15 protein-coding genes are annotated in these 14,179 nt (G+C 72.4%); 9 read left to right on the top strand and 6 right to left on the bottom strand.

The genetic code is table 11. From position 1 onward, the window contains the following. Positions 1-46: 46 nt before the first annotated feature. From ABT118_RS22125 to ABT118_RS22115, 3 genes are all read right to left on the bottom strand, one after another. Positions 47-508 (bottom strand): hypothetical protein, encoded by a 462-nt coding sequence (locus ABT118_RS22125; protein WP_350671552.1) that lies wholly within the window; start codon positions 506-508, stop codon positions 47-49. A 114-nt stretch (positions 509-622) separates the two neighbouring features. Further along, positions 623-970, bottom strand: coding sequence for a hypothetical protein (locus ABT118_RS22120; protein WP_350671550.1), 348 nt, complete (start codon positions 968-970; stop codon positions 623-625). Between the two features lie 69 nt (positions 971-1,039). Further along, a complete protein-coding gene (locus ABT118_RS22115) occupies positions 1,040-2,215 on the bottom strand; it encodes an acyl-CoA dehydrogenase family protein (RefSeq protein WP_350671546.1) in 1,176 nt (391 codons plus the stop codon). Positions 2,216-2,381: 166 nt separating this feature from the next. Here ABT118_RS22115 and ABT118_RS22110 point away from each other — a divergent pair, with 166 nt between their 5' ends. The 5 genes from ABT118_RS22110 to ABT118_RS22090 all read left to right on the top strand — a co-directional run bounded on the left by ABT118_RS22110 (position 2,382) and on the right by ABT118_RS22090 (position 5,986). Then, positions 2,382-2,768 (top strand): ribosomal maturation YjgA family protein, encoded by a 387-nt coding sequence (locus ABT118_RS22110; RefSeq protein WP_350671544.1) that lies wholly within the window; start codon positions 2,382-2,384, stop codon positions 2,766-2,768. A gap of 75 nt (positions 2,769-2,843) precedes the next feature. Further along, the gene (locus ABT118_RS22105; RefSeq protein WP_350671542.1) at positions 2,844-3,701 is read left to right on the top strand and encodes a hypothetical protein; all 858 of its coding nucleotides are present in this window, start codon (positions 2,844-2,846) and stop codon (positions 3,699-3,701) included. A 76-nt stretch (positions 3,702-3,777) separates the two neighbouring features. Next, positions 3,778-4,278, top strand: coding sequence for a SigE family RNA polymerase sigma factor (locus ABT118_RS22100; RefSeq protein WP_350671539.1), 501 nt, complete (start codon positions 3,778-3,780; stop codon positions 4,276-4,278). A gap of 68 nt (positions 4,279-4,346) precedes the next feature. After that, on the top strand, positions 4,347-4,541 hold the full coding sequence (locus ABT118_RS22095) for a hypothetical protein (RefSeq protein WP_350671536.1): 195 nt from the start codon (positions 4,347-4,349) through the stop codon (positions 4,539-4,541). Between the two features lie 59 nt (positions 4,542-4,600). After that, positions 4,601-5,986, top strand: a complete 1,386-nt coding sequence (locus ABT118_RS22090) for a class II fumarate hydratase (protein ID WP_350671534.1) — start codon at positions 4,601-4,603, stop codon at positions 5,984-5,986. 71 nt (positions 5,987-6,057) lie between these two features. Here the strand turns inward: ABT118_RS22090 and ABT118_RS22085 are convergent, their stop codons facing one another. Both ABT118_RS22085 and ABT118_RS22080 read right to left on the bottom strand, forming a co-directional pair. Beyond that, positions 6,058-6,534 (bottom strand): SPW repeat protein, encoded by a 477-nt coding sequence (locus tag ABT118_RS22085; protein WP_350671530.1) that lies wholly within the window; start codon positions 6,532-6,534, stop codon positions 6,058-6,060. 80 nt (positions 6,535-6,614) lie between these two features. After that, complete coding sequence (locus tag ABT118_RS22080) at positions 6,615-7,565, bottom strand: winged helix DNA-binding domain-containing protein (RefSeq protein ID WP_350671528.1); 951 nt, start codon at positions 7,563-7,565, stop codon at positions 6,615-6,617. Positions 7,566-7,645: 80 nt separating this feature from the next. Between ABT118_RS22080 and ABT118_RS22075 the strand changes: the two genes are divergently transcribed. From ABT118_RS22075 to ABT118_RS22060, 4 genes are all read left to right on the top strand, one after another. Beyond that, positions 7,646-8,911 (top strand): outer membrane protein assembly factor BamB family protein, encoded by a 1,266-nt coding sequence (locus ABT118_RS22075; protein ID WP_350671523.1) that lies wholly within the window; start codon positions 7,646-7,648, stop codon positions 8,909-8,911. 116 nt (positions 8,912-9,027) lie between these two features. Continuing rightward, positions 9,028-10,338: an outer membrane protein assembly factor BamB family protein gene (locus ABT118_RS22070; RefSeq protein WP_350671521.1), complete on the top strand. Its 1,311-nt coding sequence runs from the start codon at positions 9,028-9,030 to the stop codon at positions 10,336-10,338. Positions 10,339-10,401: 63 nt separating this feature from the next. Beyond that, positions 10,402-10,950 (top strand): PadR family transcriptional regulator, encoded by a 549-nt coding sequence (locus tag ABT118_RS22065; RefSeq protein WP_350671519.1) that lies wholly within the window; start codon positions 10,402-10,404, stop codon positions 10,948-10,950. A 10-nt stretch (positions 10,951-10,960) separates the two neighbouring features. After that, positions 10,961-12,661, top strand: a complete 1,701-nt coding sequence (locus ABT118_RS22060) for an acyl-CoA dehydrogenase family protein (protein ID WP_350671515.1) — start codon at positions 10,961-10,963, stop codon at positions 12,659-12,661. A gap of 52 nt (positions 12,662-12,713) precedes the next feature. Here the strand turns inward: ABT118_RS22060 and ABT118_RS22055 are convergent, their stop codons facing one another. After that, complete coding sequence (locus ABT118_RS22055; RefSeq protein WP_502884629.1) at positions 12,714-14,027, bottom strand: M28 family metallopeptidase; 1,314 nt, start codon at positions 14,025-14,027, stop codon at positions 12,714-12,716. Positions 14,028-14,179: the final 152 nt, after the last annotated feature.

The following is a 14,179-nucleotide window of genomic DNA, read 5'->3' as shown; positions in this document are numbered from 1 at the left end:
TACCGCAGCCGCACCGTGCTCCGGAACCCGGGGCCGCCTACTCGCTCTATTCGGTGGCCGTACCGGCCTTGCGCGCGGCGACCACCACGCCGTCGTCCTGCCAGCCGTAGAGCTGGTTCCCGATCAGCGCGACGTTGTACAGCCCGCACCGGGCGTCCGCCCTGGCCACCGCGTCGTTCGGGAACCAGGACGCGGTGAGCCGCACCGGCCCCTCCGGCCCGCCCTTCCGGCAGCCGTCCGGCAGCTTCCCGTCCGGCAGGGTGGCCTTGATCAGCCGGTCCCCGCCGGTGGTCGACATCAGGTACGTGATCCTGGTGGCCCCGTCCGGCAGCCAGCGCGGCACCGAGGCGCGGTCCTGCTTGGCGGCCGCCCCCGTGGGGTAGTGGGCCTTCTCCTGGTGCCGGCCGTCGAACCAGTCCTGCGCCTTCGGCACCGCCACCAGCGCACCGGCCGCCAGCGCCGCCGCTCCCGCCAGCGCGCCCACCGCCATCCTGCCCACCGCACCCATGCCGCTCTCCTCCTCGGGTCTCCGCTCCCCATCCTTCCGGAGCGATCGGCCCGGGCCGTCAGCAGCAGGTACCGGTCCGGGGTCCACCCACGGGCTGACCCACCCCCGCCGATATCAGGGGCGGAACTCCCGGACCACCTCGATCCGCCCGACGATGTGCCGGTTGAACTCCGCCAGCTCCTCGGCGGGCACCCAGAGCTCCAGGATGGTCCGCCCGCCGACCTGCTGGACGGGGTAGCGGGCCAGGAAGCCGGTCTCCACCTCGAACCGGGTCACGTAGCCGACGCCGGAGGCGGGCACGTTCCAGTCCCGGGCGATCCGGATCGCGTAGTCCTCGTTCATGACGGGGTAGAAGATCGGCTGGTCCGGCAGCCGGGGCGGCCAGGCGCGCCAGCCGGAGGCCTCGACGAGCGCGAGCTCCTCGGGGCCGGTCGGGCGCCACAGGGTGGTGGTCGCGGTCATCGTCCCTCCTTCGGGTCGGCCCCCACCGTAGTGACCGGCGGGGGCTCCCGACCAAGGGGTTTAGCGGGATCAGCGGTAGGCGGACTCGCCGGTGATGGTCTCGCCGAGCACCAGGGTGTGGATCTCGGAGGTGCCCTCGTAGGTGAGCACCGACTCCAGGTTGTTGGCGTGCCGCAGCACCGGGTACTCGACCGTGATGCCGTTGGCGCCCAGGATCGTGCGGGCGGAGCGGGCCACCTCGATCGCGGTGCGGACGTTGTTGAGCTTGCCGAAGCTGATGTGCGCGGGGTGGCACTGGCCGGCGTCCTTGAGGCGGCCGATCCGGTGCGCCACCAGGTAGGACTTCTCCACCTCCAGCATCATCTCCACCAGCTTCTGCTGCGTCAGCTGGAAGGCGGCGATGGGGCGTTCGAACTGGATCCGGGACTTCGCGTAGTCCAGCGCGGTGGTGTAGCAGTCCCGGGCCGCACCAACGGTGCCCCAGAGGATGCCGTACCTGGCCTCGCCGAGCGAGGAGAGCGGGCCGCGCAGGCCGCGCACCCCGGGCAGCACCGCGTCGGCCGGGAGCACCACCTCGTCGAAGACCAGCTCGCTGGTCACCGAGGCGCGCAGGGAGAGCTTGCCGTGCACGTCGGTGGCGGAGAAGCCCGGCGTGCCGCGCTCCACCAGGAAGCCGCGGACGCCGTCCTCGGTCTGCGCCCAGACCACCGCGACGTCCGAGATCGAGCCGTTGGTGATCCACATCTTGGTGCCGGAGAGCACCCAGTCGGTGCCCTTGCGGCGGGCCCGGGTCCGCATGTTGGCCGGGTCGGAGCCGAAGTCCGGCTCGGTCAGCCCGAAGCAGCCGATCGCCCGCCCGGCCGCCAGCTCCGGGAGCCAGCGCAGCTTCTGCTCCTCCGAGCCGAAGGCGTGGATCGAGCGCATGGCGAGCGAGCCCTGCACCGAGACGAAGCTGCGCAGGCCCGAGTCGGCCGCCTCCAGCTCCATGCAGGCAACGCCGTACTCGACCGCGGTGGACCCGGTGCAGCCGTAGCCGTCCAGGTGCATCCCCAGCACCCCGAGCCGGCCCAGCTCCGGCGCCAGCTCCCTGGCCGGGAACACGCCCCGGTCGAACCACTCCCCGACGTACGGCCGGATCTTCTCGTCCGCGAACTTCCGTACGGTGTCCCGGATCAGGCGCTCCTCATCGGTGAGCAGCTCACCGACCGCGAGCAGGTCGGCCGGGTCGGGGCTGGTACGTGCCATGTCGCGCTCCTCGGGGCGGGGTGAGAGTGGCACGAGTATCGCGTATGACCCGGGCAGCAGGGACATGGCAAGGAGCGAGACCCCGGCCACACCGGACGGGACGGCGGATCAGGGTTGCTACTCTTTTGAACGCGCTCAGAAGTTCTGACCGCACGGGGGTGGGGCTTTGCGTTTCCGGATTCTGCTGCTCATCGCGGGCACCGTCGCCGCCGGGCTCGGCACGTTCGCCGTGGTCGGCGGTCTGGCGGGCGACGTCCTCCGGGACGCGTTCTACACCGCCGTGGTGTACCTGCTGGTACTGCTCGCCGCTCCCCGGGCCAGGCCCGTCGCGGTGGCCGGGATCGCGCTCGGGGTGAGCTGGGCGGTCGAGTTCCTCCAGCTCACCCGGATCCCCCCGGCGCTGCCGATCGTGCTCGGCTCCACCTTCAACCCGCCGGACCTGCTCTGGTACGCCGCCGGGGCGGCGTTCTGCCTGCTGACGCACGGTCAGTACGGGCGGGCCCGAAAAGCTGTCCGACGGCTGCGACCGAACCGGCGGCCCGACCCGTCCTAGAGGGCAGAGCCCCGCGCAGGAGCGGGGCCCGCATGGCCGGCGTGCGGTTGGCACCAACAAGGGACAGCAACCGAGATGAACGAAGAAGACGGGTTCCGACCCAACGAGTTCCACCACGCGCTCGACACCGAACTGGCCGCCCTCACCGCCCCGGCACTGGGCGACCTGGTCGGCCTGGCCGCCAAGGGCGGACGGCGCAAGCGGCGCCTGCGCGCCGCCGGTGCGGCGGTCGGCTCCGTGACCGCCGTGGCCGCGCTGGCGCTCCTGGTCGGGTCGCTGGGCACCGGCCCGGCGCAGTCCACCACCGCCGGCCCGGCCACCGGTCTCGGGCCCGCCGCCGCGCCGGCCGCGGTCAGCGCATCGCCGTCCGCCTCGGCGACCCCGACGGCGCAGGCCGACCCGCTGGTCCCGGTCACGGCGGCGAGCCTGCTCGACGCCGTGGTGAAGTCACTGCCGGCCGGGCTGACCGCCGACAACTTCCGGGCCAATCAGGCGAAGTACCCGATCGTCGACGGCATCGGCTACCCCGCGGTCTTCGCCTACGTGAACACGTCGGCCGGCGTCGGCCGGATCGGTGTCGGGGCCTTCCAGTCCGACCCCGAGCAGCCCGCCTGCCTGGCCGGCACCCACGGCAAGATCACCACCGTCTGCTCCACCTCACCCACGGGTGACGTGGTCGAGGTCGACACCAACCCGACCAACTGCATCCAGACCACCCGGGTCACCGTGCACCGCCCGCAGAACCTCGGGGTCGCGATCGACATCTCCAGCTGCCTGAACTGGACGAACGGTCAGAACCCGCCTGCCGTACCGGCTCTGACGCAGGAGCAGGCCGTCGCACTGGCCAGCAGCCCGCTGATCGGCACCTCGATGCCGTCCGCCTTCGTCGCGGCCGCCAACGCGAAGTACCCGGCCCTGCCGGCTCCGCAGTAACGCACCACCCCGGCCGCGGCCCCCTCACGAGGGGGGCCGCGGCTCCCGCCATGCCCTCACCGAGACCCGGAGCCCGATGGTGCGTACCGAAGCCGACTTCATAGCCTTCGCCGAGGCGAACGTCACCCGCCTGCGGCAGACCGCCTACCTGATGTGCCGGGACTGGCACCTCGCCCAGGACCTGACCCAGGGCACCCTCACCAAGATGTACGTGGTCTGGAACCGGCTCACCCGCCAGGGTGCCGACCCGTTCAGCTACGCCCGCAAGGTGCTGCTCAACACCCTGCTCGACCACAAGCGGCTGCGCAGCAGCGGCGAGCTGACGGTGGACCAGCTGCCCGACCGCCCGGACCCGAGCGACCCGACCGCCGAGCGGCTCACCCTGCTGAACGCGCTGGCGCTGCTCCCCGAGCGCGACCGGGCGATCGTGCTGCTGCGGTACTGGGAGGACCAGAGCGTGGAGCAGACCGCCGAGGCCCTCGGGGTGAGCACCGCGGTGGTGAAGTCGCAGAGCATGCGCTCGCTGGCCGTGCTGCGGGCGCACCTGGGCACCGACCGCGAGGCGCTGTTCGGCTGAGCCGGTCCGCCCGTGTGACGCGGCGGCGGAAGCCGTAACCCCGGGCCGGCCCGGCCGGTTGGGCGGTCATGCGCACCGTGATCCGAATCGCCGCCACCACCGCCCTGCTGGTGCTGGCCACCGCCGTCCCGGCCCAGGCCCTGACCCCGGCCGTACCATCCGCCGACGGGCACAGCATCCCCGTGGGCGCCATCAGCGACCTCGGCAGCGTGCTGACCCTGGCCGACGTCGGGTACGACTTCGCCACCCTGCTGGGCCAGTAGCCCGGACCGGAAATACCCGGGGCGTCCGCGCGGCTGGCAGAGGCAGGAGGTGCAAGGTCATGCAGGAGTACCGGATCGAGCACGACTCGATGGGCGAGGTGCGGGTGCCCGCGTCCGCCAAGTGGCAGGCCCAGACCCAGCGGGCGGTGGAGAACTTCCCGGTGTCGGGCCAGCGGCTGGAGCGGGCGCACATCGCGGCGCTGGCCCGGATCAAGGCCGCGGCGGCCAGGGTGAACGCCGAGCTGGGCGTACTGGACCCGGAGACGGCCGGGGCGATCGCGGCGGCCGCCGAGGAGGTGGCCGAGGGGCGGTGGGACGACCAGTTCCCGGTGGACGTGTTCCAGACCGGCTCGGGCACCTCGTCCAACATGAACGCCAACGAGGTGATCGCCACCCTGGCCACCGAGCGGCTCGGCCGCCCGGTGCACCCGAACGACCACGTGAACGCGAGCCAGTCCTCGAACGACGTGTTCCCTTCCTCGATCCACATCGCGGCCACCGCCGCCGTGACCGGCGAGCTGATCCCGGCCCTGGAGCACCTGGCGGCGGCGCTGGCGCGGAAGTCCGCCGACTTCGCCCAGGTGGTCAAGTCCGGACGGACCCACCTGATGGACGCCACTCCGGTCACCCTCGGCCAGGAGTTCGGCGGCTACGCGGCGCAGGTCGGGTACGGGGTCGAGCGGCTCCGCGCCACCCTGCCCAGGGTGGCCGAACTGCCGCTCGGCGGGACCGCGGTGGGCACCGGCATCAACACCCCGCCGGGCTTCTCGGCCGCCGTGATCGCGGAGGTGGCGCGGACCACCGGGCTGCCGCTGACCGAGGCGCGGGACCACTTCGAGGCGCAGGGCGCCCGGGACGGCCTGGTCGAGCTGAGCGGGCAGCTGCGCACCGTCGCGGTCGGCTTCACCAAGATCGCGAACGATCTGCGCTGGATGGGCTCGGGCCCGCGCACCGGCCTGGGCGAGCTCAACCTGCCGGACCTCCAGCCGGGTTCGTCGATCATGCCGGGCAAGGTCAACCCGGTGCTGCCCGAGGTGGTGCTGATGGTGGCCGCCCAGGTGGTGGGCAACGACGCCACCGTCACGCTGGCGGGCGCGAGCGGCAACTTCGAGCTCAACGTGATGCTGCCGGTGATCGCGCGCAACGTGCTGGAGTCGGTCCGGCTGCTGGCCAACAGCGCCCGCCTGCTGGCCGACCGGACGGTGGACGGCCTGACCGCCAACGTCGAGCGGGCCCGCGAGTACGCCGAGTCGTCCCCGTCGGTGGTCACCCCGCTGAACCGGTACCTCGGGTACGAGGAGGCCGCGAAGGTGGCCAAGCAGGCGGTCGCCGAGCGCAAGACGATCCGTCAGGTGGTCGAGGAGCGCGGCTACGTGGGTGCGGGGAAGCTGACGGCGGCGCAGCTCGACGAAGCGCTGGACGTGCTGCGGATGACCCGGCCCTAGCTGCCCTGGCTTCTGGAGCCGGGCAGCGGTGCGGGCGCGGACCTGCCGGGTCCGCGCCCGCACCCGGAGACTCAGCCTCCGCTCGGCACGGATCCGGAACCCGTACTGCGGCGCATCCTGCCCGTCGTGAGGGTGGCGGCCATCGAGACGGCGGCCAGGCCCAGGCAGACCATCAGCCCGCCGGTGATCACATTGGTGAGGATGGTCCGGCGGACCGCGTCGGGGCCCGCCACCAGCCAGGGCGAGACGATGGTCCAGGCACCGAGCAGCGTGGCTGCCCAGGCACGCGCGTGGGTGCGCTCGTACGCCGAACCATAGCCCGCCATCATGGCCGTGAACGCCAGGCCGATGATCAGGTTGCTGACCGTCAGCTCGGAGGAGCCGGAGAAGCCGATCACCCAGGGCGAGATCGCCAGGAAGAGGCCGGTCACCATGGCCAGCGCCTCGACCGCCTGCGCCCGCGGGGTCGACACCACCCGCTCGTACTGCTCACGCATCTCCAGGATGTCCGGATGGTGCTCCATGCTCATCGGCAGCTGGGTTGACACCAGGACCACCTCCTCAGTCGGCACTTGGCACGCGCATGCTCACTACCCAGTCTGAGGCAGAAATAACAGTTTGTCCGGATTTACCCCAAGAACGCCTCCACCGCCGCCGCCTCGGCGGCCCACAGCTCCTCCGGCACCCGCCCGAACGGCTCCACCACCACCCGGCCGCCGTCCCGCCGCCAGCTGCCGAGCACCCGCCCGTCCACCACCAGCGCGGGCCGCACCACCCCGCCGCCCGCGTTGATCAGCTTCGCGTACCGCTGATCCAGCATCAGGCTCCGGTCGCGGTAGCCGAGCAGGTAGTTGTCGTACGCGCCGAGCAGCCGCACCAGCGGCTCGCCGTCCGGCGGCGGCTCCCCGGTGGCGTACCGGCCGTCGCCGACCTCGGGCAGCCCGGCGAACGCCGTCCGCGCGACCGTGAGCGGCAGCCCCGACCAGGCGGCGAAGTCCGCCGGCCCGGCCGGGCCGAATGCCGCGACGTACCGGGCGGCCAGGGCCGCCGGGTCACCCTCGTCCTCCCCCGGCGGCAGCAGCCGGTACCCGGGCTCGCGCGGGGCCACCTCCGCACCCCGGCAGAGCAGGCCGAGCCCGGCCAGGTACGCCGTCAGGTGCGCGGGCGCCTGGCCGGTCGGCTCGACGCCCACACCGTGCTCGTTCAGCCGGGCCACCAGCGCGGCCCGGGCCAGCGGCTCGGTCAGCACCTCGGGCAGCGCGGCCACCGCCCGGCCGAGCACCGCCTCGGTCAGCCCGAGCTCGCGGCGGCGGCGGGCCCCCGCCGCGATGTTCCGCACCCCGAACACCGCCAGCAACGGCCGGAGTTCGGCCGCCAGCAGCAGATGCAGCGTGCCGCGCATCAGCCAGCTGCTCACCACCTCGCCCGCCTGGTAAGCCCGCTGCACCGCCGCCGCCTCGGCCAGCCCGCGCGCCCGCAGCCCGAGCCGGGCCGCCCCGGCGTCCTGCGCCTGGATGCCGGGCGCCCGGGCGGCGATCCCGGCCACCGTGGCCGTCCCGGAGGGAAACTGACTGTGCATTCGCCACCGAAGCAGCCCGTCCTCGTCGGTCACCCTCGTATTCTGCTCCGGACGACGCTGGTCGGACCGGAGGGGGAGCCGTGTTCGCGGATGCCGCGCAGGTGGACGTGCACCGGAGCAACGGGTGCTGGACGCTGACCGCACCGCGTCGGACGCTCGCCCGACCGGTGGTCGAAGGCGACCGGGTGTACGTCCTGGTCGACGGGTGCGCGACCGCGCTGGACCGGGCCGACGGGTCGGTGCTCTGGCGCAGCCCGCACCGGGTCACCGGCGCGCTGGACCTCTGGGGGATGGAGTGCACCGCGACCGGCGACCACCTCGTGGTGCCCGACGGCCGACTGGCCCCGCGGAACGGAAAGGCGGGCCTGAGCGTGCTGGACGCGGGGTCCGGCGCACTGCTCTGGCGGTCCGACGCCGGCCCGTTGGCCGAGTTCCACGCCGACCGGCACACCCTGGTGACCGTGCACAGCGACGGGAACCTGCCGGGCCGGATCACCGCCCTGGACCTCGCCACCGGCTCGCGGCTCTGGCGGCGTGAAGTCCTCTCGATGGGCAGCGCGGTCGTCACGGACGGCCGGTTGATCACCTACGGGAGCGACGACATCGGCCACCGGGTCCTCGCCCTCGACCTCCGCACCGGTGCCGAGCTCTGGCGGAACACGGACTACGGCGGGGGGCTCACCCTGCTCCGGCCCGACACCACGCCCGACCCGTCGCAGATCTTCGTCTGGAGCTGGCCCAACGGCCGAATGGTCCGGCTCGCACTGGAGACCGGCAGCGAGACGGGACGCATCGAGGTCGCCCGGCAGAAGTACCACGCACAGGTTCTCGAGGACGGCCGGAGCGTCTGGCTCGTCGGCAACGGCCGCCGCGTCCAGCGCTTCGACGTCTCGTCCTCGGCGAACGGACCGTCACACTCCTTCCACCCGCTGCGGCGTGGGATCACCAACTACCGCGGGGTCGCCGTCCCGGGGGACGGCTGGCTCTACGGGGTCGACCGCGCCCGCCACCTGCTCGCCGCTCCGATCGACCCCGGCGGCCGGCGGCCGCTGCCCCGGCTCCGCTGGCCGCGGTCCGTCTCCCTGGACGCCCGGCGGACGGACTACACCGGCGTCCTGACCGTCGGGCCCGGCCAGGTCTACCTGACGACGCCCTTTGCCCGCTCCCCGGCGGATCGCGGGGTGGTGGCGGTGCGCGACGGTGCTGTGCGGTGGCGGCTGCCGCTGGGCCACTCCTCCGGGCGGCCCGTCCCGGCCGGAGCCGGGGTGCTCCTGGTCGACAGCCCCTCGGACCACGACCGCCTCCGGATGGTCGACGCCGGGACCGGAGCCTTCGCGGGCACGTGATCCGCGGCTCCACCCGGCGCACCGCCGTTGCCCGTGAACGCCCGGCACCGCAGGATGGCAGGCTGGGCGCGGGAACACGCGATTCCCGCCCGGCGGCCGGACAGCAGGAGGAACCCGTGATCGCGGATGCCATACCGGTGCGGGTGCGGCGGGAGGGCAGTCTCTGGACGCTCACCGCGCCGCCCGACACGCTGTCCCGGCCGGTGGTCCGGGGGAACCGGGTGTTCGTCCTGGTGGACGGGCGGCCGATCGCCTGCGACCGGGCCGACGGCACGGTGGTCTGGCAGAGCCCGCACCTGGTCACCGGCGGGCAGGAGCACTGGGCGGCCAGGCTGACCGCCACCGGCCGCCACCTGGTGGTGCCGACCGCGCGGACCGACCGGTTCAGCCCCGGGCGGGCCGCCCTGAGTGTGCTGGAGGCCGAATCCGGCTCGCTGCTCTGGGAGTTCGACCCGGGCGAACTCGCCGAGTACCGCGCCGACCGGGAGACGCTGGTGGTCTGGCACGGCCGGGAGGGCGGCCGGCCGCGGCAGCTCACCGGCTTCGACCTCACCACCGGCGACCGGCTCTGGGAGCACACCTTCGGGTCGGTCGGGACCATCCAGCTGGTGGCCGGCCGGGTGATCGCCTCGGTCCAGAACGACCGGGACCACTCCGTCACGGCCTTCGACGCCCGTACCGGGACCGAGCAGTGGCGCCGCGCGGAGCCGGGCGGCATCCTCTGCGTGCCGAACAACGGCGCTCCGGCCGGCCCGCCGCTGGTGTTCGTCTGGAACTGGCTCGACGCCCGGCTGACCTGGCTGTCGGTGGCCGACGGCGGCACGGTCGGCGACCTCGCGATCCAGTGCGCGAAGCAGCAGTACAGCCCACTGATCATCGACGGCGGCCGCACCGTCTGGCTGGTTGCCGCGTCCCGGGCCGGAGCCGCGCACCGCTTCCGGCCCGACACGTCGACGGAGACTACGTCGCACACCTTCCACGCGGTGCGGCACGCCCTGTCGTTCGCCGCCGTGCCGATCGCACCGGCCGACGGCTGGCTCTACGCGGTGGACGCCGGTGACCGCCTGCTCGCCAGTCGGATCGGCGCCGACGGCAGGCACCTGATGACCCCGCTCCGCTGGCCGAGGTCCGTACCCGGGCACGACCGCAGGATGGAGTACTTCGACGGCCTGATCGCCGGACGGAACCACGTGTACGCCCGGACCCGCGTCGACCTCAAGGCCCAGGAGTCCGCCGGGCGGCGTGGCTCGCTGCTGGACGAGCACCTGCTCGCCCTCCGGCACGGCACCCTGCTCTGGCGGCGGCCCCGGCCCTCCGTGATCCCCCCGGTGCCGACCGGCGACCAGGTGCTGCTGGTCGAGTCGGACGGCGAGCAGGACCGGCTGCTGCTGGTGGACGGGGAGACCGGGGCCGCCGCGGAAGGGTGATCCCGGTCTCAACCGGGCGCGGCACCGTTGCCTATGCAACTCGTTGCATAGCAGGATGCGGGCATGGCACTGGAGCACGCGATCCTCGTCTCACTGCTGGAGCAGCCCGGCTCCGGGTACGAGCTGGCGCGGCGGTTCGACCGTTCGATCGGACGGTTCTGGACCGCCACCCACCAGCAGATCTACCGGGTGCTGCGGCGGATGGAGACGGACGGCTGGATCGTCGCCGAGGAGATCGTCCAGGACGGCAAGCCGGACAAGAAGGTGTACGCGGTCGCCCGGGACGGGCGCTCGGTGCTCTCGGACTGGCTGCGCGAACCGGTCGAGCCGGAGACCGTCCGGCACGAGCTGGCGGTCAAGATCCGGGCCGCCGCCTTCGACGACCCCGCCGCCCTGGTCTCTGAGGTCACCCGCCACCGGGAGAGCCACGCCGCCCTGCTGGAGCGCTACCTCAGCGGCGAGCAGCGGGACTTCCCGGCCGGCGCCGAGCTCGAACCGCAGCAGCAGCTCCAGCACGTGGTGCTGCGCGGCGGCATCGAGTACGAGCGGATGACCCTCGCCTGGCTGGATGACGTGCTCACCACCCTCCACCGCCTCTCCCGCCGACCCTAGGACCCGCCACATGCTGTTCAACCCGAGCACCTACGACCCGAAGCAGTTCGACGACACCACCCGCCGCCTGCTGCGCGCCACCGTGGACTGGTTCGAGTCGCGCGGCAAGAAGGCGCTGATCGACACCTACATCGACCGCGCCTGGTACGGGGACTTCCTCGAGTTCGCCGCCAAGGAGGGGCTGTTCGCCGAGTTCCTGACCCCGAGCAGCGCCGACGCCGACAAGCGCTGGGACACCGCGCGGATCGCCGAGCTGAACGAGATCCTGGGCTTCTACGGCCTGGGCTACTGGTACACCTGGCAGGTCACCATCCTCGGCCTCGGCCCGGTCTGGCAGAGCGAGAACGAGGCCGTCCGGGCCCGCGCCGCCAAGCTGCTGACGGAGGGTCACGTGATGGCCTTCGGACTGTCCGAGCGCAGCCACGGCGCCGACATCTACTCCACCGACATGATCCTCACCCCGACCGCCGACGGCGGCTTCAGCGCCACCGGCCCGAAGTACTACATCGGCAACGGCAACGTGGCCGGCCTGGTCTCGGTCTTCGGCCGCCGCTCCGACGTCGAGGGCCCGGAGGGCTACGTCTTCTTCGCGGTGGACAGCCGCCACGAGGCGTACCACCTGGTCAAGAACGTGGTGAACGCGCAGATGTACGTCAGCGAGTTCCGGCTGGAGGAGTACCCGGTCCGGGCCGAGGACGTGCTGCACACCGGCAAGGCCGCCTTCGACGCCGCGCTGAACACCGTGAACGTCGGCAAGTTCAACCTCTGCACCGCCTCGGTCGGCATCTGCGAGCACGCGATGTACGAGGCCGTCACGCACGCCCACAACCGGGTGCTGTACGGCCGCAAGGTCACCGACTTCCCGCACGTGCGGCGGGAGTTGACGGACGCGTACACCCGCCTGGTGGCGATGAAGCTGTTCAGCGACCGGGCGGTGGACTACTTCCGCAGCGCCTCGCCGGAGGACCGCCGCTACCTGCTCTTCAACCCGATGACCAAGATGAAGGTCACCACCGAGGGCGAGAAGGTGATCGACCTGCTCTGGGACGTCATCGCGGCCAAGGGCTTCGAGGCGGACACCTACTTCGACAAGGCCGCCAAGGACATCCGGGGCCTGCCGAAGCTGGAGGGCACGGTGCACGTCAACCTGGCCCTGATCCTCAAGTTCATGGCCAACTACCTGTTCGCGCCCGCCGAGTACGCCCCGGTGCCGACCCGGCTGGACCCGGCGGACGACGCGTTCCTGTTCCAGCAGGGCCCGGCCCGCGGCCTGGGCGCGATCCGCTTCCACGACTGGCGCACCGCCTACGACGCGCACGCCCACCTGCCGAACGTGGCCCGCTTCCGCGAGCAGGCCGACGGCCTCTGCGCGCTGCTGCTGAGCCACGCGCCGACCGAGGCGCAGCAGCAGGACCTGGACTTCCTGCTGGAGATCGGCCAGCTGTTCGCCCTGGTGGTCTACGGCCACCTGGTGCTGGAGCAGGCCGAGCTGACCGGCACCGACGCGGACGTGCTGGACGGCGTGTTCGACTTCCTGGTCCGGGACTTCTCCGCGCACGCCACCGAGCTGCACGGCAAGACCTCCACCAGCGAGGAGCAGGCCGCCTGGGCGCTCGCCCAGGTCCGCCGCCCGGTCGCGGACGCCGAGCGCACCGCGAAGCTGTGGGCCCGGGTCGAGGAGCTGTCGGGCGCGTACGAGATGCGGCCGTGACACGCGTCGGTGCCGGGCCCCTGGGCAGCAGGGGCCCGGCACCGACGGTCCGTCAGAAGGTCAGCTTCCAGCTGTTGATGTAGCCGGTGTCCTGGGCCGCGATGTCCTGCACCTTGAGCTTCCAGACGCCGTTGGCGACCTCGCTGGAGGCGTTCACGGAGTAGGTGGCGACCACGTTGTCGGCCGAGTCGCTGGTGCTGGAGTTCTTCAGCCGGTAGGTGCTGCCGTCCGGGGCGACCAGGTCGATCACCAGGTCACCGCGGAAGGTGTGCTTGATGTCCACGCCGACCTGGAGCGCGGCGGGCGCGTTGCCGGTGACGCCGCTGACGGTGACCGAGGAGGTGACCGCCGCGCCGTTGTCCGGGATCTGCACGTCGGCGGTGTTCTCGAAGACGGTGCCGGGCTGCGGCGGGGCCTCGGTGCCCAGGGCCCAGACCGCGTACGCGATCGAGTCGGCGCCCCGGTCCAGCGAGGTGTCGCTGATGTTCGCGCTGGTGTCGCAGGAGGCGTGGTAGCAGCGGTCGAACAGGCCGGTGCTGCCGCCCCACTTGGCGACCTGGGCGGAGGTCTTGGTCTCGTCGCCGCCGGTGTAGAGGCCGCCGACCTTGATGCCCGCGGACTTGAACGGGGCGTGGTCGGAGCGGCCGTCGCCGTTGGTCTCGATCTCGGTCGGCACGTTCACGCTGGCGAAGTAGCTCTTCAGCACGCCCTCGAGCTTGGGGTCGTCGTCGTAGACGAAGTAGCCCGGGTTCGGCGAGCCGATCATGTCGAAGTTCATGTACCCGTCGATCTTGGCCCGCTCGGCGGTGGGCAGGTTGTTGACGTAGTACTTGGAGCCGATCATGCCCAGCTCCTCCGCGCCCCACCAGCCGAAGCGCAGGTGCTTGGTCGGCTGGAGCCCGGCCCGGGAGACGGCCAGCGCGGTCTCCAGGATGCCGGCCGAACCGGAGCCGTTGTCGTTGATGCCGGGGCCGGCGCTGACCGAGTCGAGGTGGGCGCCGAACATCACCACGTGGCTGGCGTCGCCGCCCGGCCAGTCCGCGATCAGGTTGTAGCCGGTGGCGCCGCTGGTGGTGAAGGTCTGCAGGGTGGTGGTGAACCCGGCGGCGTCCAGCTTGCCCTTCACGTAGTCGACCGAGGCCTTGAAGCCGGTCCGGCCGTGCGCCCGGTTGCCGCCGTTGGCGTTGGCTATCGACTGGAACTGGGCCAGGTGCGCCTTGACGTTGGCGACCGGGATGTCCGGGGCGGCCTGCACCGTCGGGGCGGCGGCCTGCCGGACGGCGGTCACCTGGGCCGAGGCGGTGGTGCTGAGGACGCCGACGGCCAGGGTGACGGCCGCACCGGTCGCGAGGGCGGAGCGGAGCACGCGGGATCGCCGCGAGGCGCGCTGAGACAAGGGGAGCTCCAGATTCTGGTGGGGCAGAACGGAACGTGCGGGAGCAGCCGGCCCCGGGTCGGACCGGCGGGCTTAGTTGACGCGCCCATGATGATTGGGTGAAAACCGAGATCCCGTCAAGA

Origin of the sequence: Kitasatospora sp. NPDC002040 (genome assembly GCF_040296785.1) — a bacterium.
GTDB lineage: Bacteria > Actinomycetota > Actinomycetes > Streptomycetales > Streptomycetaceae > Kitasatospora.
The sequence above is the reverse complement of the archived record's forward strand: the minus strand, read 5'-3'. Positions and strand labels throughout refer to the sequence as shown.